The sequence below is a fragment of the Bradyrhizobium sp. LB11.1 genome, from assembly GCF_040549385.1.
In the GTDB taxonomy this organism is placed as follows: Bacteria; Pseudomonadota; Alphaproteobacteria; order Rhizobiales; family Xanthobacteraceae; genus Bradyrhizobium.
The window spans coordinates 363051-380980 of record NZ_JBEPTH010000005.1; the positions used below are offsets into that span (position 1 = coordinate 363051).

The 17930-nt window shown below is 64.4% G+C and carries 14 protein-coding genes and 1 riboswitch; of the genes, 11 read left to right on the plus strand and 3 right to left on the minus strand.

What is annotated here, in order from left to right:
• The first annotated feature begins 1 nt into the window (after position 1).
• From lpdA to ABIA96_RS16030, 3 genes are all read left to right on the plus strand, one after another.
• Entirely contained in the window at positions 2–1423 is a 1422-nt protein-coding gene (lpdA, locus tag ABIA96_RS16020) for a dihydrolipoyl dehydrogenase (RefSeq protein ID WP_354138006.1), read from the plus strand.
• A gap of 143 nt (positions 1424–1566) precedes the next feature.
• Positions 1567–2808, plus strand: a complete 1242-nt coding sequence (locus ABIA96_RS16025) for a threonine synthase (RefSeq protein WP_354138007.1) — start codon at positions 1567–1569, stop codon at positions 2806–2808.
• Positions 2809–2984: 176 nt separating this feature from the next.
• Entirely contained in the window at positions 2985–3956 is a 972-nt protein-coding gene (locus ABIA96_RS16030; protein WP_354138008.1) for a tripartite tricarboxylate transporter substrate binding protein BugD, read from the plus strand.
• A gap of 13 nt (positions 3957–3969) precedes the next feature.
• Here ABIA96_RS16030 and ABIA96_RS16035 read toward each other — a convergent pair whose 3' ends face one another.
• A complete protein-coding gene (locus ABIA96_RS16035; protein ID WP_354138009.1) occupies positions 3970–6153 on the minus strand; it encodes a lytic transglycosylase domain-containing protein in 2184 nt (727 codons plus the stop codon).
• A 325-nt stretch (positions 6154–6478) separates the two neighbouring features.
• On the opposite strand from ABIA96_RS16035, the gene ABIA96_RS16040 reads away from it, so the two are divergent.
• A complete protein-coding gene (locus tag ABIA96_RS16040; RefSeq protein ID WP_354138010.1) occupies positions 6479–8215 on the plus strand; it encodes an adenylate/guanylate cyclase domain-containing protein in 1737 nt (578 codons plus the stop codon).
• 22 nt (positions 8216–8237) lie between these two features.
• Here the strand turns inward: ABIA96_RS16040 and ABIA96_RS16045 are convergent, their stop codons facing one another.
• A complete protein-coding gene (locus tag ABIA96_RS16045; protein ID WP_502918821.1) occupies positions 8238–10661 on the minus strand; it encodes a TonB-dependent receptor in 2424 nt (807 codons plus the stop codon).
• A 125-nt stretch (positions 10662–10786) separates the two neighbouring features.
• A riboswitch (cobalamin riboswitch) is annotated at positions 10787–10991 on the minus strand.
• Between the two features lie 164 nt (positions 10992–11155).
• Here ABIA96_RS16045 and ABIA96_RS16050 point away from each other — a divergent pair.
• Complete coding sequence (locus ABIA96_RS16050; RefSeq protein WP_354138012.1) at positions 11156–11332, plus strand: hypothetical protein; 177 nt, start codon at positions 11156–11158, stop codon at positions 11330–11332.
• Between the two features lie 216 nt (positions 11333–11548).
• Positions 11549–11761, plus strand: coding sequence for a hypothetical protein (locus tag ABIA96_RS16055; protein WP_354138013.1), 213 nt, complete (start codon positions 11549–11551; stop codon positions 11759–11761).
• Positions 11762–11788: 27 nt separating this feature from the next.
• On the opposite strand, the gene ABIA96_RS16060 is transcribed toward ABIA96_RS16055, so the two are convergent.
• On the minus strand, positions 11789–12502 hold the full coding sequence (locus ABIA96_RS16060) for a GntR family transcriptional regulator (protein WP_354138190.1): 714 nt from the start codon (positions 12500–12502) through the stop codon (positions 11789–11791).
• A gap of 196 nt (positions 12503–12698) precedes the next feature.
• Between ABIA96_RS16060 and ABIA96_RS16065 the strand changes: the two genes are divergently transcribed.
• The 5 genes from ABIA96_RS16065 to ABIA96_RS16085 all read left to right on the plus strand — a co-directional run bounded on the left by ABIA96_RS16065 (position 12699) and on the right by ABIA96_RS16085 (position 17925).
• The gene (locus tag ABIA96_RS16065; protein WP_354138014.1) at positions 12699–13595 is read left to right on the plus strand and encodes a VOC family protein; all 897 of its coding nucleotides are present in this window, start codon (positions 12699–12701) and stop codon (positions 13593–13595) included.
• Between the two features lie 31 nt (positions 13596–13626).
• Entirely contained in the window at positions 13627–15210 is a 1584-nt protein-coding gene (locus ABIA96_RS16070) for a bifunctional 3-(3-hydroxy-phenyl)propionate/3-hydroxycinnamic acid hydroxylase (RefSeq protein ID WP_354138015.1), read from the plus strand.
• A gap of 35 nt (positions 15211–15245) precedes the next feature.
• A complete protein-coding gene (locus ABIA96_RS16075; protein WP_354138016.1) occupies positions 15246–16574 on the plus strand; it encodes an MFS transporter in 1329 nt (442 codons plus the stop codon).
• A gap of 29 nt (positions 16575–16603) precedes the next feature.
• Complete coding sequence (locus ABIA96_RS16080) at positions 16604–17452, plus strand: fumarylacetoacetate hydrolase family protein (RefSeq protein WP_354138017.1); 849 nt, start codon at positions 16604–16606, stop codon at positions 17450–17452.
• Positions 17453–17667: 215 nt separating this feature from the next.
• The gene (locus ABIA96_RS16085) at positions 17668–17925 is read left to right on the plus strand and encodes a hypothetical protein (RefSeq protein ID WP_354138018.1); all 258 of its coding nucleotides are present in this window, start codon (positions 17668–17670) and stop codon (positions 17923–17925) included.
• Positions 17926–17930: the final 5 nt, after the last annotated feature.

Below are 17930 nucleotides of genomic sequence, written 5' to 3' on the forward strand. Positions count from 1 at the left end.
AATGGCCGACACATCCTTCGACGTCATCATCATCGGCTCAGGTCCCGGCGGCTATGTCACCGCGATCCGCGCCGCCCAGCTGGGTTTCAAGGTCGCGATTGTCGAAAAATCCTATCTCGGCGGCATCTGCCTGAACTGGGGCTGCATCCCGACCAAGGCGCTTTTGCGCTCGGCCGAAATCTACCATTACATGCAGCACGCCAAGGATTACGGCCTGTCGGCCGACAATGTCTCGTTCGATCCGAAGGCCGTGGTGCAGCGCTCGCGCGGCGTCTCCAAGCGGCTGAATGACGGCGTCGGCTTCCTGATGAAGAAGAACAAGGTGAGCGTGATCTGGGGCGCCGCTTCGATCGATGCCCCCGGCAAAGTCACCGTGAAGAAGTCCGACGTCGAAGGCCCGAAGGGGGCGCTCGGCGAGGGCGCCTATCAGGCCAAGCACATCATCGTCGCGACCGGCGCGCGGCCGCGCGTGCTGCCGGGGCTCGAGCCCGACAAGAAGCTGATCTGGACATACTTTGAGGCGATGGTCCCCGAGCGGATGCCGAAGTCGTTGCTGGTGGTCGGCTCCGGCGCGATCGGCATCGAGTTCGCCTCGTTCTTCCACACCATGGGCTCTGACGTCACCGTGGTCGAGGTGCTGCCGCAGATCCTGCCCGTCGAGGACGCCGAGATCGCCGGCCTCGCGCGCAAGCGGCTGGAGAAGCAGGGCATCAAGATCATGTCCTCGACCAAGGTGACAAAGCTCGAGAAGAAGGCCGACAGCGTCGTCGCCACCATCGACGACGGCAAGGGCAAGCCTGTCACGACCGAGTTCGAGCGGGTGATCTCGGCCGTCGGCGTCGTCGGCAACATCGAGAATCTCGGCCTCGAAAAGCTCGGCGTGAAGACCGATCGCGGCTGCATCGTCATCGACGGCTACGGCAAGACCAATGTCCCCGGCATCTACGCCATCGGAGACGTCGCCGGTCCGCCGATGCTCGCGCACAAGGCCGAGCATGAAGGCGTGATCTGCGTCGAAGCGATCAAGGGCCTGCATCCCCATCCCATGGACAAGCTGATGATCCCGGGCTGCACCTACTGCCAGCCGCAGGTCGCCTCGGTCGGCCTCACGGAAGCCAAGGCCAAGGAGGGGGGCCGCGAGATCCGCGTCGGCCGCTTCCCCTTCGTCGGCAACGGCAAGGCCATCGCGCTCGGCGAGGACCAGGGCCTGGTCAAGGTGATCTTCGACAAGAAGACCGGCCAGCTGCTCGGTGCCCACATGGTCGGCGCTGAAGTGACCGAGCTGATCCAGGGCTACGTCGTCGCGATGAATCTGGAGACCACTGAAGAAGAGCTGATGCACACGGTATTCCCGCACCCGACGCTGTCGGAGATGATGAAGGAAGCGGTGCTGGATGCTTATGGAAGGGTGTTGAATATTTGATGGGCGCATCGCCGCCCACCGCCGTCATTGCGAGCGAAGCGAAGCAATCCAGGCTGCCTCTTCGGAACGATTCTGGATTGCTTCGCTTTGCTCGCAATGACGAGCAGAAAGAGCCGTTCGCAAAATAAGAAGGAAACCAACCCATGCACGACAACGACAATTTGACCATCGAACGCCCGACCTTCGTCACCCATCTCGAATGCGCGATGGAGGGCGATCATTACGCCGCTGACCATGTCCACAACCTCTCCAAGGCCGGCAAGCCGCTGCTGGTGCGTTACGACCTCGTTGGCGTCAAGAAGGCTTTGACCAAGGATGCGCTCGCCCAGCGCCCCGCTGACATGTGGCGCTACCGCGAGCTGCTGCCGGTGCGCAAATGCAAGGACATCGTTTCGCTCGGCGAAGTCACGACGCCGCTGATCCGGCTGCCCAAGCTCGGCAAGAAACTCGGCGGCGGCGAGATCATCGTCAAGGACGAGGGGCGGCTGCCGACCGGTTCGTTCAAGGCGCGCGGTCTCGTCATGGCGGTGTCGATGGGCAAGGCGCTCGGCATCAAGCACATGGCGATGCCGACCAACGGCAATGCCGGCGCGGCGCTCGCGGCCTATGCGACGTCCTGCGGCATCAAGACCACGATCTTCTGCCCGGCCGATACGCCTGAGGTGAACGTCAGCGAGATCGAGCTGCAGGGCGCGACCGTCTACCGCGTCAACGGCTATATCGACGATTGCGGCAAGATCGTCGGCGAGGGCAAGGCGAAGGTCGGCTGGTTCGACACCTCGACCTTGAAGGAGCCGTACCGCATCGAAGGCAAGAAGACGATGGGCCTCGAGCTCGCCGAGCAGCTTGGCTGGGACGTGCCCGACGTGATCTTCTATCCGACCGGCGGCGGCACCGGCCTGATCGGCATGTGGAAGGCGTTCGACGAGCTCGAGAAGATCGGCTTCATCGGTTCGAAGCGCCCGCGCATGGTCGCGGTGCAGGCTTCGGGCTGTGCGCCGATGGTGCGGGCCTATGAGGCCGGCACCGAGCACGCCGCGCGCTGGGAGGACGCCCACACCATCGCATCCGGCATCCGCGTGCCGCAGGCGATCGGCGATTTCCTGATCCTGCGCGCGGTGCGGCAAAGCAAGGGCTTTGCGATTGCGGTGGACGACGACAAGATCTCGGCGGCGCTGAACGAAGTCGCGCGCGAGGAGGGCCTGCTGCTGTGCCCCGAGGGCGCCGCGACCTACGCCGCCTACAAGGACAGCCTCGCAGACGGCCGCGTCTCGAAGGGTGACCGCGTCATGCTGTTCAACTGCGCGACCGGCCTGAAGTACCCGCTGCCGCCGGTCGCCCGCACGCTCGATCGCCACAAGCCGATCGACTACACGCAGTTCTAAATTTTCCTTCTCCCTCGCCCCGCTTGCGGGGAGAGGGTCGGGGAGAGGGGCTCTCTCCGCGAATGAGATATTCGTGAGACCTGTACCCCCTCACCCGAATTCGCGCTGCGCACGAATTCGACCTCTCCCCGCAAGCGGGGCGAGGTAAAGAAAACAAGAATCGCTGGGAGAACACAATGAAGAAGGCCGTCTGGGCCGGGCTGATCGGCATTCTCGCTCTCGCAGGCAGCGCGCGCGCCGACGATTATCCGTCGCATCCCATCACCATCATCGTTCCCTTCGCGGCCGGCGGCCCGTCGGATGCGATGGCGCGCGTGCTCGCCGAGCGCATGCGCACCTCTCTCGGCCAGGCCTTGGTGATCGAGAACGTCACCGGCGCCGGCGGCTCGATCGGGGTGGGGCGCGCCGTGCATTCACCGCCCGACGGCTACACCATCTCCTTCGGCCATCTCGGCACCCACGTCGCCAACGGCGCCGTCTACAAGCTCAACTACGACCTCGTTACCGATCTCGAACCGGTGGTGCTGCTGCCGAGCAATCCGATGATCGTGGTCAGCAAGAACGCGGTGCCCGCGACCTCGCTGAAGGAGCTGATGGAATGGCTGAAATCGCGGCCGTCGCCGCCGACGGCCGGCACCGCCGGCGCCGGCTCCGGCAGCCACATCGCCGGCGTCTATTTCGAGAGCGTCTCCGGCATCAAGCTGCAATATGTGCCGTATCGCGGCACCGCGCCCGCGCTGAACGATCTGATCGCCGGCCAGATCGACATCATCGTGGACCAGACTTCCAACTCCATCAACCAGGTCCGCGCCGGCACCATCCGCGCCTACGCCATCACCGACGACAAGCGCCTGGCTTCGGCGCCCGATATCCCGACCGCGGAGGAGGCGGGCCTGAAGGGCTTCAACATGACGCTGTGGTCGGGCCTGTGGGTGCCGAAGGGCACGCCGAAGGAGATCGTCACAAAGCTCAATGCGGCCGCCGTGGAAGCGCTGAACGATCCCGCCGTCAAGAAGCAGCTCGAAAGCCAGGGCCTGGAGATGACGCCAAAGGATCAGCTGACGCCGGAGGCGCTCGGCGCGCGGCAGAAGGCCGAGATCGCAAAGTGGTGGCCGATCATCAAGGCGGCGAAAATCACGGTGGAGTGAACCCGGTCCGCTTCTACTCCGGCGCCACGAATCCCACCGGCGTCGCCTTGGCGTTGGCATCCTGCGTCACCACGCGCTGGTCGGTCTTGCCGGCCACTGCGCCGCTGCCCTCGAACCTCGCGCGATAGACCAGCACGTTCTCCATCACGCGCTGGACGTAGTTGCGCGTCTCCGACAGCGGGATGCGCTCGACCCAGTCGATCGGATCGATCTTGGGATCTCTGGGGTCGCCGTGCGCCTGCACCCATTCGCGAACGCGGCCGCGGCCGGCATTGTAGCCGGCGAAGGTCATGATCTGGCTGCCGCGATATTCCGATAGAAGTGCGCTGAGCTCGGCTGCGCCCATTTGCGTGTTGTAGACGGGATCGGAGACCATCCTGTCCCAGTCATAGGTGACACCGAAACGTTTTGCGGTGTCGCGACCGGCTTCCGGCGTCACCTGCATCAGCCCGACGGCATTGGCGGCCGATTTATCGCGCTGGTTGAACGAGCTCTCGGTGCGCGCCACCGAATAGATCACGCTGGTCTCGATCGCGGGGGCGACCTGCTTGTGTTCGGGAATGCCGATGGTCGGGAAGGCGTAATGATCGAGCGCCAGCCCGCGCGCCAGCGCCGACTTGCCGACCTCGAGCATGACGCGCGCATCGTTGTGTTGTCTCGCGAGCTCGCCGAGCGCTTCAAGCGCGGTGACGTCGGTGCTCTCCTTGGCGAAATCCTCGGCGTAGTAATACACCATGTCGCGCTCGCCGATGCCGTACAGCATCTCGGCGGCGCGCACGCGCTCGTCTGCGGCCGGCGTGCCGGCCGAGGCCAGCACAGGCGAGGGCGCGCGCAGCTCGATTCCCTCGAGGCCGAGTCGTGCACGGGCAAGCTGGCCGTAATAGGCGGTCGGATAGCGCGCGGCGGCCTTGTAGCTCATGCGCGCGTCGGCGGTCGCATTCATCGCCTCCGCCGCACGGCCGCGCCAGTAATGCGCGCGCGACAGTGCGATCGGATTGGCCGAGCCTTCGTCGATCGCGGCGAAGTGCGCGATCGCCGCCTTGGGATCGTCGAGATAGCGCAGCGCGATCCAGCCGCACATGAAATGGTAGTCGACGCGATAGACGTCCATCGCCGGCACGGCGGCCGCGCGCACCACGTCGTAGGCGGTTTTGAATTTCCCTTGATCGAGCAGCTTGCGTGCCAGCAGGCGGCGCTCGCGCCACCAGGCGTCCGTATCCTGCGCTGCCATGGTCTCGGGCGCGGCGGCCAGGATCACCTCGGCCGCATCGTCGATACGGTCCTTCTGCATGTGCCATTGCGCGCGGCAGAGGACATAGCCGAGGTCACGGCGCGCGTCGGCCGGCACATCTTCGAGATAGTCCTTGGCCTTGTCGGCCTTGCCGTTGACCGCGGCGCAGGCCTTGACGATCGCGAGCGCGTCCTCGCCGAGCCGCTTGGCCGCGCGCCTTGCGCCGGAATAGTCCTTGGCGCCAAGGCGCTTGTCCATGCGGGCGCGATGATCGTCCGCGGTCAGGACGTCGTGGAACGCGTCGTAGGAATCCTCTTCGCTGCGCTCAGACAGTTCGTCCGTGCGCCAGGCCTCACGCACGAGGCGCGTGGCCCTGTCACTATCTCCTTCGGTGAGCAGCACGCGGGCGAGCGCGAAATTGCCCTTGGCGCTAGTTGGGCGATCCATCGTGAAGGCGTGCACGGTGGCCGCATCGGTCTTCTCCTGCCACAGCCGCGCCTCGGCGCGCCGGCGCAGCAACGCTGCGCTCGGCCAATCCGGATTGGCGGCGAGGAACGCAGCATAGCGCTTGAAATTCGCGGTGCTATCGGCGTGGCGCAGCATGAACCAGTCGGCGAGCTTTTGTCCGGCGGGATCGGCAATGCGGTCGCGCGCCGCGGTCGCGTCGTCGGTCTTGCCCTTGCGCGCGAGGTCGATCGCGTCCTTCAGCGCGGCGAGGTCGCCGGTCAGCGCCGGCGGCGCCGGCTTGTCCGCGGGCTCGTCGTCCTGCTTCTTCGATTTGCGCTTGGCGTCGGCGTGTTTGGAGTGCTTGCCGGCGGCGGCATGCCGCTGCTTGCCGGCTTTTGCCTCATGCGTCTTCTTCGGCGCGGATGATTTGTGACTGCTCTTCGCTGCCAACTCGGTGGGCAGCAAGGCCATCGCGGCCACGGCAACGACACACGCGAGCGAGCGTAGGCACTGGTTCATTCGATGGTCCCCCCGCGAAACCACTACAAACCAAGGTCCGCGACGACATGCGGCTCGAGAATCAAAGACGACACCAAAACGATGCCACGACATCGTTTCGCATTCCTGAGGCTCGTTCAACAATGCGGCAAAATGCGGATCGGAACCGGGGAACTTCCGAAGCGGCGGAAACGGCAATGGCTTTAACCTTTGTTAACGATGGGGCTCCCGCGACAGTTGCGTACGGTTCAGGCCGCCGCGAAGGGCCAGATTACGCGTGTTCCCGGGCCAAAAACCGGTGTATTGAGTTCCCCAGCCATCCGTTCAGCCCTTTGCCCCGCACCTCATGCCGCTTTTCAACCAATCGATCCGGCGCAAGATCGTCGGCATTGCCCTCGGACTCATCGTCCTGATGCTGGTCACCTCGGTCCTGTCGATGGTGATGTCGAGCAAGGTAGGCACGCTCCTGGATGAGCTGACCAATCGCTACATCCCGGCCTATGGCGATCTGGCGCGGGCCAATATCCGCTCGCTGGAGCGGGCGGTGGCGCTGCGGCGGATGGTCATGATGAAGATGCAGGACTCCTCGGACGAGGAGGCCTATACGGCGCGCGTTCACGAGTTCGAGGAGGCCGATCGCAGGATCGAGGAGGAAACCTCGGCCGCGCGCAAGCTCATCAACGCGATCATCGACGATACCAGGACGCCGTCGGACAATGCCACGCTGGCGCGGATCGACACCCGCATCGAGACCGCGGTCACCGAGCTGCGCCTTGGCATGAACCAGAATTACGCAAAACTCCTCAAGCAGATCGATGCCAAGCAGATGCCGGAGGCGCGCGGCACGCTGGAGCATCTCGACGGCTTGCGCGATCAGTTCAACCAGAGGATCGATGCGATCCGCGCCGACATGCTCAAGCAGGTCTTCGCCAGCACGTCGACGGTGATCGGCCACCAGCGGCAGGCGATCATCATCTCCGGTGTCGTGACGTTGCTTGCGGCGATCGTGGGATTTGCCTTTGCGCTGCTGGTCAGTAGCGGCATTACCCGGCCGGTGCGGCTGCTGCTTGCCGGTGCGCGAGAGGTCGAGGCAGGCCGTTTCGACAAGAACATCACCGTCTCGACCCAGGACGAGATCGGCGAGCTCGCCGCCGCTTTCAATCGCATGATCGAGCAGTTGCGCCACAACGAGCGCATCCGCGAGACCTTCGGCCGCTATATCGATCCCAAGGTGGTGCAGGGGCTGATCGACGGGCCGGAAATCGCCATCGATGGCCAGCGCCGGGTGATGACCATCATGTTCTCCGACATGAGCGGCTTCACCTCGATGAGCGAGGGCATGACCCCGCGCGGCCTCGTCAAGGTGATGAACCACTATTTCACGGTGATGTCCGCTCCGATCCGGAACAACCGCGGCGTGATCGACAAATATATCGGCGACGCCATCATGTCCTATTGGGGCCCGCCCTTCGTCGAGGAGGACGAGCAGGCGCTGCTCGCAGGCCTGTCCGCTATCGACATGGCCGACCAGGTGCCCGCGTTGCAGAAGCAATTGCCGGATCTGCTTGGCATCCGCGCCATGCCGGTGCAGTGCGATTTGCGCATCGGCATCGCCACCGGCGAAGTCCTGACCGGCAGCATCGGCTCCGAGCTGATGATGAGCTTTACGGTGATGGGCGACGCGGTGAACCTCGCCTCGCGCCTGGAGGCCGTCAACAAGGTCTACGGCACCCGCATCCTGATCTCGCAGACAACCGCCGAGGCGATCGGGTCGCGGCTCGAATTGCGCGAGATCGATCGTGTCGCGGTGGTCGGCCAGAGCGTGCCGCAGCCCGTGTTCGAAGTGATGGGACGGGCGGGTGCGCTCGCCGAGCCGCAGGAGAGCCTGCGCGCGCATTATGCGGAAGGCCTTGCCGCCTATCGCGCGTGCCGGTTCGACGACGCACGAACCGCGTTCAGCGCGGCGCTGGAGAGTGCCCCCGGCGACGGCCCGTCGCGCACGATGCTGACCCGCATCGCGCAGTTCGACGCCAGCCCGCCAGCGGCCGGTTGGGACAGCACCTGGCGGATGGACAACAAATAGCCGAACTGCCGTCCGGCAACCCTCACCACTTGAACGACGCCGCCACCTCGTAGCTGCGCGGCGCGCCCAGGATGATCTGGTCGGTATAGCCCGGATCGCCCCAGGCGGCGTAGAGCTTGTTCGTCAGGTTGCGCACCCGGAACGAGAGCCGCGTATTCTCGACACCCGTGAAATAGGTTTTCGGAATGTCGACGAACGCAAACGCATCGAACGTCGTGTAGCCGTTCATGACGACGAGATTGTCCTGGTAGTTGAATCGATCGCCGACATGGCGCATCGAGGCGCCGATTTCGACCGGCAGTGTCGTATCGAAGCGATAGGACGCGCCGGCATTGGCGATGAAGTTGGGCACGTTGGGCGGCGTCTTGCCCGAATAGGATTGGAACACGCCACTGCCGTCGACATAGCTGAAGTCGATGAAGCGCGACTGCACGAAGGCGACATTGCCCCACAGTTTCAGGCCTGCGATCGGGTTGATCGCCGCGGCGATCTCGATGCCTTTGGATTCCATCTTGCCGGCGACATTGAAGACGATGCCGCTTTCGGGGACATAGACGTTCTTGCGCTGGATGTCGAAAGCCGAGAACGTGGCCTCCGCGCGCTTGTCGGCCGACTGCAGCTTCACGCCGGTCTCATAGGTCCGCGACGTCGTCAGCAGCAGCGGCACCGACGGCGCGAGGATGAAGATGTTGGCAACCGTCGGATCTGCGGCGGTCGCATACTGGCTGTACAGCATCACGCCGGGCGCGATGTCCCAGGTATAGCCGACGCGGCCGGTGATGGGATTGAAGCTCGTCGAGAACGGATAGCCCTTGCCGGACTCCAGAGTGCCGTCCGGAAAGAAGCGCGTGCGGTCCAGCTTGATGTCCTCGAACCGGATGCCGCCGATCAGCGCGAAGGTCGAGGTCAGCTTGAGCCGGTCCTCGAACGACAACGAGGCGGTGTTGACGCGGGTGTAGATCTTCTCGTCGCTGCGCGGGCCGTAGAGGCCCCGGTCCGGATTGAGGAGATCGACGTAATCGTTGAAAAACAGCGTGTCCTGCGAGACGTTGAACTGGTTGTTGCTCGCCGCCAATGTGGCGACGAAACGGTTGTCCAAGCCGCCGATGTCGGTATTGACGGTGAGGTCGGTGATGTTGCCGTAGAGCCGCTGCGCGTGATCCAGGGCCAGGCGTTCGCGATAGATGCTCTGCACGCCGGCGAAATTGCCGACGGTCTGGTCGAACGACGAGATCTCGTTGTTGAACCAGTGCCGATGGGCGTCATAGCCGTAGACCTGGCTCTTCAGCGAGACGTTGTTGGTGATGTCCCACTGGAAGCCCGAGCGCAGCCACAATTCGCTGGCGCCGCTGTGGTTGTCGAGCACGTTGTAGTTCGTGGTCAGCGTGCGCGCGTCGATGGTGGGCGCCACCGGCGTGCCGCCGCCGAGGTAATAGTTGCTCCAGGTCCCGGATACGATGCCCGATGTCGGCACGATGCCCGGCCCGTTCGCCGGCACGATCGGCGTTCCCCAGTAGAACCGGTCGCTGTCCTGCTTGTACTCGGCCGCGCCCCAGATCTTCAGGCTGTCGTTGACGCGATAGTTGAGCTGGCCGGAGACGTTGCTGAGCTTCGAATAGCTGTCGTCGATAAAGCTCTTGTCGTTGAAATGGCTGATGTCGAAGCGGTAGTCGAGGCCGTCGACCAGCGTAGAGCCGCCCGATCCGTAGCCGGCGCGATAGCCGTTGAAAGAATCGTAGGAGGTGAAGGCCTCGTTGACGATCGGACCCGTATGCGGCGCCTTGGTCACGTAGTTGACGGCGCCGCCGGTCGCACCGAGGCCCGCCACCAGCGAATCCGGTCCCTTGATGATCTCCACCTGCTGCAGGCCTGCCACATCCATGGGGCGGCCGGTCATGGTCGATGGCCCGATCGGGATGCCGTTGTAGAGGGTGGTGAGTTGGTCGCCGCCGAAGCCGCGCATCGAGAAGATCGCAGGCGCGCCCGGTGCATCGCCGCCGGTCACGCCGACCGCAGCCTTCGCGACATCGGTCGTGGTCCGGATGCCCTGGTCCTGCATGGTCTGCTGGCTGATCATTTCGACGGTCGCGGGCGTCTCGCGTACCGAGATACCGAGGCGGGAGGAGACCCCGGCGACGGCAGCGGTGTTGAGCGGCGTTGTGTCGCTCGCGCTCTGGACGATCGGCCCAGCAGCGACCGGTGCGATGGGCTTGCGCCCCGTGGCGCGGCGTACGGTGCGCGGCTTCTGATTGCCGGGGCTGACGGCGGGAGCCGGCTTCGGAGTGGATGGAGAGACAGTCACGGGACCGATCTCCACGGGCGGCCTGCTCGGAGCCGTGCTCTGCGCAACCGCTGCCGACGACAGCGACACCGAAGAGAGCAGGGAGATCAGGAAAACACGCGTAAACCCCGGCGTAACGCCGGCACGGAAATGAAGATGTTGCACAACAACGCTCTGCGGCGACGCAAACAAACCGTCACCGCGGTTGCCTTAGCAATCTGCCTTCGCCCAAGCGGCAGATGTACCGGCTACTGGTCCGACACCGGGGCACCCCGCCCAATGCGTTCGCGCGTGACTCATGGCTGGCAGCAGGTTTCCTGGCTCGCGGGTCGTCGCCTTCGACCACCTTCCCAGAGACCCAAGGGCTCCAGTGGTTTTGCTGGTCGTCGGCTATCCGCTTACAGTTGCGGGGGCAGCCGCGGAATTGCCCACTAAGGTGGACGCACCGCATTCCCTTCAGTAGTCCTTGCGGACACTACCGATCATGAAACTGGCATTTGGAGCGGAGGCCGTCAATATCAGGGCCGCCCGGCGGCGCAACGCGCCTGCGAAGTGTGTCATTCCGGACAAAAAACATTCTACTCCATAACGATGTTCGCCGTGACCTAATGTCCGGGCTTAGGTTAGCTGTCCTTGAGGCGTTTAATGGGGATACGCCAATGACAGAACTTGAGGACAGGCTGGAGCGTTTCGAGACGCTCACCGCCGAATGCGAGCTGATTGCCAAGCTCGCGACCGACAGCAGCAAGCGCGAATTCTACCTGAAGCTCGGCGATCAGTATCGCCAGCTTGCGGTGGACATGCGCCGGGCGATCGCGACCAGGACCGCAGCCTGATGTGGTTTAAGGTTTCCAGATAGAGCGAGGCACGATGCCCGCATCTGCATCCTTGCGGGAATGGGCCCGGTCGCAATCCGTTCTTAATAATTGAGCCGCATCCTCATGGGGAAGCGGGGTGTCGCGACGTCGCGATTCCCGGCGATGGGAATGCCTGGGGCAAGGTTGCCATGCAACGTTGCCCGCGAACGTTGCTCGTTTGATGGTTTACATCCCATGCGTCTGTTGGCGGTGATCTTGTTTGCGTTCATGACCGCAGCCTGTAACCAGGAGCAGGACGTCACCGGCTCGACTCCGATCTGCCCAATGCGGAGCTACAGCTCCTACAATCCCCATGACATGAACCAGTGCGTCAGCGCCTGTAAATCGTGCGACCACGGCAATACCGTCACCTGCACCACCGCCTGCACGCTCAGGGGCGCGCATTGAAAGCAAGGCCCGAGGCCGTGGCGACCGTCAGCCGCGGGCCGCTTCGCGCCGCAATTCCGGGAAAATGGCCTCGTCCTGGAGGATGACGTCGGCCGTTCGCCGGTAATGGGCCGTCAGCAGCTTCACCGCCAGATCGGAATCGCTGCTCAGCACCGCATCCACGATCGCCGCATGCTCGTCACCGATATGACGCGAGGGAAAGGCCTTGCTGATCGACAGCCGGCGGTAGCGATAGAGCTGGTCGGCAAGCTGACCGCAGAACGCGACGAGGGATTGCGAACCGCACTGGCCGATCAGGGTCCGATGGTAGATGCGGTGCAGCCGCTCCCATTCGGCATTGTCCTCGAACTCCGTGGCGTTCAGCGATCGCGGCACGCGGCTCAGCCGATGTTGCGCGAGCACAAGTTGCTCCTCCCACCGGGGCGTGGACGCCGCCATCGATTCACGTAACGCAAGAGCCTCGACCCAGCAGCGCGTCTTGGTGAGCTCGGCGAGCTCGGCGCGGCTGACGTCCTTGACATAGAAGCCGCGCTGCTCGCGGACCTCGACCAACCCGTCGGCGGTCAGCCGGTTGAGCGCCTCGCGCAACGGCGTTTGACCGGTCTGATAGGTCTCCATCAGAAATCGCATTTGCAGCTTGCGCGACGGCGCGAGGCGTCCGGACAACAAGTCCTCGCGCAACCGGTCGTAGACATGGCTCGCTTGCGTCGAGGGCGACGACAGGGGGAGCGCCGTAGTCACATCCACCGCTCAAATCTCCGATTTTGGGTCAGGCCAACGTATATCATCATATACATCCATCGATAATTCACGAAAATCTATAAATTTATATTGCAGGATAAGTTTTGTGTAATAAAAAGAGGATGCGCCTGACGCTTGGCAGGCCGACCACGACCAAAAGAGCCTCGCCAAGCACCCTGAACGGAGGAACGTCTTCATGCCCCGGTTTCCGGTGACAGCGCTGCGCAGCGTCGAGCTCGGCACGCCGGACCTGAACGGCTCCGTGAAATTCTATCGCGAGGTCTGGGGTCTTACGCTCGTCGCGCGCTTGGCCGGCATCGTCTACCTGCGCGCAACCGGTAGCGATCATCACGTCGTCGCGCTCTACAAAAGCGAGCAGCCGGAACTCGGCGCGGTGACTTTTCGTGTCGCGAGCCCGGACGATCTGGCTTCCATCGCCGCCAGCGCGGTTGATGATGGAGCCCGGTTGCTTCGCGGGCCGGCGCCCAACGAAGCGCCCGACGGCGGCGTGTCGATGGCCGTTCGTGCCCCGGAAGGTGGCATCCTGCGCTTCGTTCACGGCGATATCAGTCTCGCGCCGGAGCCGCAGCAAGGCGACCGGCCTGAACGGCTCGCCCATGTCAATCTCAACAGCACCGATGTTGATCGCTCCGCCGCCTTCTACGAAAGGGCGCTCGGCTTTCGGCTCACCGACCGTTCGAAGGCGATGGCGTTCGTCCGCTGCAACGGCGATCACCATGCCGTCGTGATCGCCGACGCCGGGGTCAACGGACTCAACCACGTTGCCTTCCTGATGCCGAGTCTGGAGGCGGTGATGCGCGGCTCGGGGCGGATGATCGATGCCGGCTTCCCAATTGCCTGGGGCGTCGGTCGCCACGGTCCCGGTGACAACGTTTTTTCCTATTTCATCGATCCGGTGGGGACCGTGATCGAATACACGGCCGAGGTGCTCCAGGTCGACGACAGCTACGTCGTGCGGGGCAGGGATCATTGGGTCTGGCCGCCCGGCCGCACCGATCAATGGGGCATTGCGCCACCGAAGGCTGAACACGTCAAGGCGGCGCAATTGTCGGTTCGCTACGCCGCGCCCTGAGCGCGGCAATCCATCAACGCTGACACGGGGTGTGCTGAGCTTGGTATCCGGTTCGAACCGCGCGAACGAGTTTCAGGTCGCCGTCGTGGGCTTCGGTCCGTCAGGCGCCGTCGCCGCCAGCCTGCTGGGCGCGCAAGGCATCCGCACGCTGGCCGTCGACCGGGACCGCGCCGTCTACGACAAGCCGCGCGCGATTGCGATCGATCACGAGATCCTGCGGCTGTTCGACAATCTCGGAATTGCCGGGCAGATGCGTCCATACATCGCGCCGTTTCCGGCCTCTGAACATTTCGGCGCGCGCGGCCAGTTGATCCGCCGCATCGACATGGTGAGCGAGCCTTATCCGCTCGGCTACACGCCGACCATGGTGTTCACTCAGCCGCCGGTCGAGGAGATCTTGCGCGCGCATGCGCGATCCCTCCCGTCGGTGGTCGTGGAACTCGGCACCGAACTCCTCCGACTTGGCGAGGCGCAGAACGGCGTCACGCTCGAGGTGCGAGGCGACCAAGGCACCCGGAACGTCACCGCGGATTACGTCATCGCCTGCGATGGCGCTTCGAGCGCGGTCCGCCGGCAGCTTGGGATCAGCTTCGACGATCTGGTGTTCGACGAGCCCTGGCTCGTGATCGATCTCAGGGTCAACGATGCGGGGATTGCAAAACTGCCGCGCACGGCGGCGCAGTTCTGCGATCCGGCACGGCCGACCACCTACATCGTCGGACCCGGCTCGCATCGGCGTTTCGAGATCATGCTGTTGCCGGGCGAGGATCCGCGCGCAACGGAGCAGCCTGAGCAGGTCTGGCGGCTCTTGGCGCGCTGGTTGACACCCGATGATGCGACGCTGTGGCGGGCGGCGAGCTATCGCTTTCATGCCCTCGTCGCCAGCAAATGGCGCGACGGGCGCGTCTTCCTCGCCGGAGATGCCGCCCATCAGCAGCCGCCGTTCATCGGCCAGGGCATGTGCCAGGGCATTCGCGACGTCGCCAATCTGGTCTGGAAGCTCGCGGAGGTCTTGCGCGGAGACTCCGGCGAGGCGCTGCTCGACACCTACCAGGACGAACGCAGTGCTCATGTTCGCGAACTGACGACGCGCATCAAGGCGATCGGTCACGTCATCTGCGAACGCGATCCGGAAGCGGCCGCCGCACGCGATGCCCGCATCCTCGCCGAAGGCGGCGGCATGCCGCGCACCATTACGCGTCAGGAGATCGTGCCGCCGCTCAGCTGCGGCCTGCGCGCCGATGTGCCGCATGCCGCGAACGGAACGCTGTTTCCGCAGCCGTGGGTGATGACCGCAGGCGGCCGGCAATTGCTCGACACTGCCTGCGGTGCCGGATGGCGGCTCGTGCTCAGGGGCGATAGCGCGTTGGCGCACTCGCATGCGATCGCGGCCCGCGCGGCGGAGATGGGCTTGCGCCTGATCGGCGTTGCGGAGGCCGATCACGATGCCGGGCCGGACGTGCTGCGGGAGGAGAGCGGCGTGGTGACGAGCTGGTTCGCACGGCACGTCTGCGCGGCCGCGATCGTGCGCCCTGATCACTACGTCTACGGCGTTGCAGCCGACGAAGCCGCGCTCGCGGCGATGCTGTCCGGTCTGAAAGCGCAGCTGCGATGAACAAAACAACGATAAGAGTTCAACAGGGGGAAATCATGCCATCATCGTCGAGCCTGACGACGGGACCTGCGGTACCTGCGCGCGCCTACGCCGTCCTCATCATGCTGTTTCTGTTCCAGACGATCAATTTCTTCGACAAGCTTGTGTTCGGTCTCTCGGCGGTGCCGATGATGAAGGAGCTGTCGCTCAGCCCGAAGGAGTTCGGCCTCATCGGCAGCAGCTTCTTTCTGCTGTTCTCGCTCTCGGGCATGGCGGTCGGACTGTTCGTCGTCGGCCGTTTTCCCGTGAAGTGGATCTTGATGCTGCTCGCCACCATGTGGTCGGCGACGCAGCTTCCGGTGTTCTTCTCGAGCTCCGTTATGGTGCTGGTCGTGTGCCGAATTCTTCTCGGCGCGGGCGAGGGGCCGGGTTTACCCACGGCGTTGCATGCCTGCTACAACTGGTTTCCTGCTGACAAGCGCAGCGTTCCGAGTGCGGTGGTGCTGCAGGGGATCAGCGTCGGACTTCTGGCCGGCGGCCCGCTGCTGACCTATGTGATCATCAGTTACGGCTGGCGTACGGGCTTTCTGGTTTGCGGCGTGCTCGGCATCGCCTGGATGATCGCCTGGAGCTTCATCGGCGGAGAGGGACCTTACGCAGTAGCGAACGGCGGCCAGGATACGCCGGCGGCCGCGCCAAATGTGCCCGCGCGCCTCCTGTGGTGTGATCCGACGGTCATCGGCGTCATCATCATGTCGACCATGTCGTACTGGATCGTCGGCATCTCCGCGACATGGCTGCCGCCGTTCCTCCAGCTCGGGCTCGGCTACAAGCCGACCGATGTCGGCTGGATCATTTCGGCCATCTACATCTTTCAGTCGCCGCTGTTGCTCGGCGGCTCCTGGATCACGCAAGCCCTTCAGCGTCGCGGCTGGAGCCTACGTGCGTGCCTCGGCAATGCATCGGGATTGGCGCTGCTGATCGCGGGATCCGCGCTGCTGCTCAGCATCGTGACCTCGGGCGGGCTCCAGCTCGCCTGCGTAGGGGTTGCCTTCGCGGCTCCCAGCCTGACCACGATCTTCGGTCCGGTGGCGCTTGGCGCCGTGGCGCCCGCGGCCCAGCGCGGCCGGTTGATCGTCGTGATTTACTCGGGCAATGCGGTATCCGCGCTGTTCTCGAATGCGCTGACCGGATGGATCGTCGGCGAGGCGGGCAGCAACAGCGCTCTCGGCTATGCCCACGCCATGACGTTCACCGCCGGCATTCTCATTGTCGGCGCGGTCGCCGCATTTGCACTCATCTTCCCGGAGCGGACCATCGCGCGTTTTGCGAAGACCTCTTCGCGGTCATCTTCAGCTACCATCCTTCCTGCCACGTCGACCTGATCGGCCCCTTCCAACGTCAAGGACACCAGATGAAATTCGCAAGCTTCGAGATCGACAACGCCGCCTCATGGGGCCTGGTGGAGGGCGACAGCGTGGCCGATCTCGGCCCTGTTCTCGGGGATCGCTACCCCGACCTGAAATCGGCGACCGCAGCCGGCGCACTGGCCGAGGCGGCCAAGTCCGCCTCCGGCGCCAAGCGTCATCCGCTCGCGAAGATCGCCTTCCTGCCGGTGATCCCGAACCCCGACAAGATCCTCTGCATCGGCTTGAACTATGAGAACCATCGCAAGGAGACCGGACGTACGGAGGTCGAGAACCCCACCGTGTTCGGGCGCTTCGCCAACAGCCAGACCGGCCACCTCACTGACATCATCCGCCCGAAGGTCTCGACCCAGCTCGACTTCGAAGGCGAACTCGCCGTCGTGATCGGCAAGCCCGGCCGCTACATTTCGCGCAGCGAGGCCTGGGGGCATATCGCGGGTTACGCCTGCTACAACGAGGGCAGCGTCCGCGACTATCAGCGCCACACCCACCAATTCACGCCAGGCAAGAATTTTCCGACAACCGGCGGCTTCGGCCCGTATCTGGTGACGCCGGACGAGGTCGGCGATGTCGGCCCGCTGCGCTTGCAGACCCGGCTCAACGGCGAGGTGGTGCAGGACACCACCATCGACCAGATGATCTTCGATATCCCGCGCCAGATCGAATATTGCTCGCAGTTCACCCGGCTCGAGCCCGGCGACGTCATCGCCACCGGCACCCCGGGCGGGGTCGGCTCGCGGCGCACGCCGCCGATCTGGATGAAGGCTGGCGATGTCGTCGAGGTCGAGATCGACAAGGTCGGATGCTTGCGCAACGGGATTGCCGACGAAGCCTGATGCCTTCCGACGAGACAATGGGCTATGCGCCGGCGCTGCGGTGGCGGGGCACCGGAGCGATTTCCATGAGATAATCATTTCGCACGGGGGGACTGCGGTCCGGGCTCAGGCCCAACGCCCGCGCGGGCGGACCTGGCCGCCTTGGTTGCACGTTTGGAACCCCGCCGATTCCCGGGCGTTCTGTGCGAGGGCAACAACGCATCGAGGCTGGGCGTATGATCAGCGAGCATTTCGACACCCGCACACGGATCAACATGAAGCTGGCGCTGGACCGGGTCTGCCGGCATCGCCCCAGCGGCGAGGACCACGGCTTCCGCCGCTCGGTTGCCGAAAACATCATCCGCTGCGCGCTGACGGGCCGCACCGGCATCGGCCAGCTCGTCGACGCCGGCGAACGGGCCATGATCAGGACGCGCCCGGAGCGGGAGCCGGCCAGATTGCGAGCTGGCGGAATTCGTCGATGGCTGTGGTAGGGTCG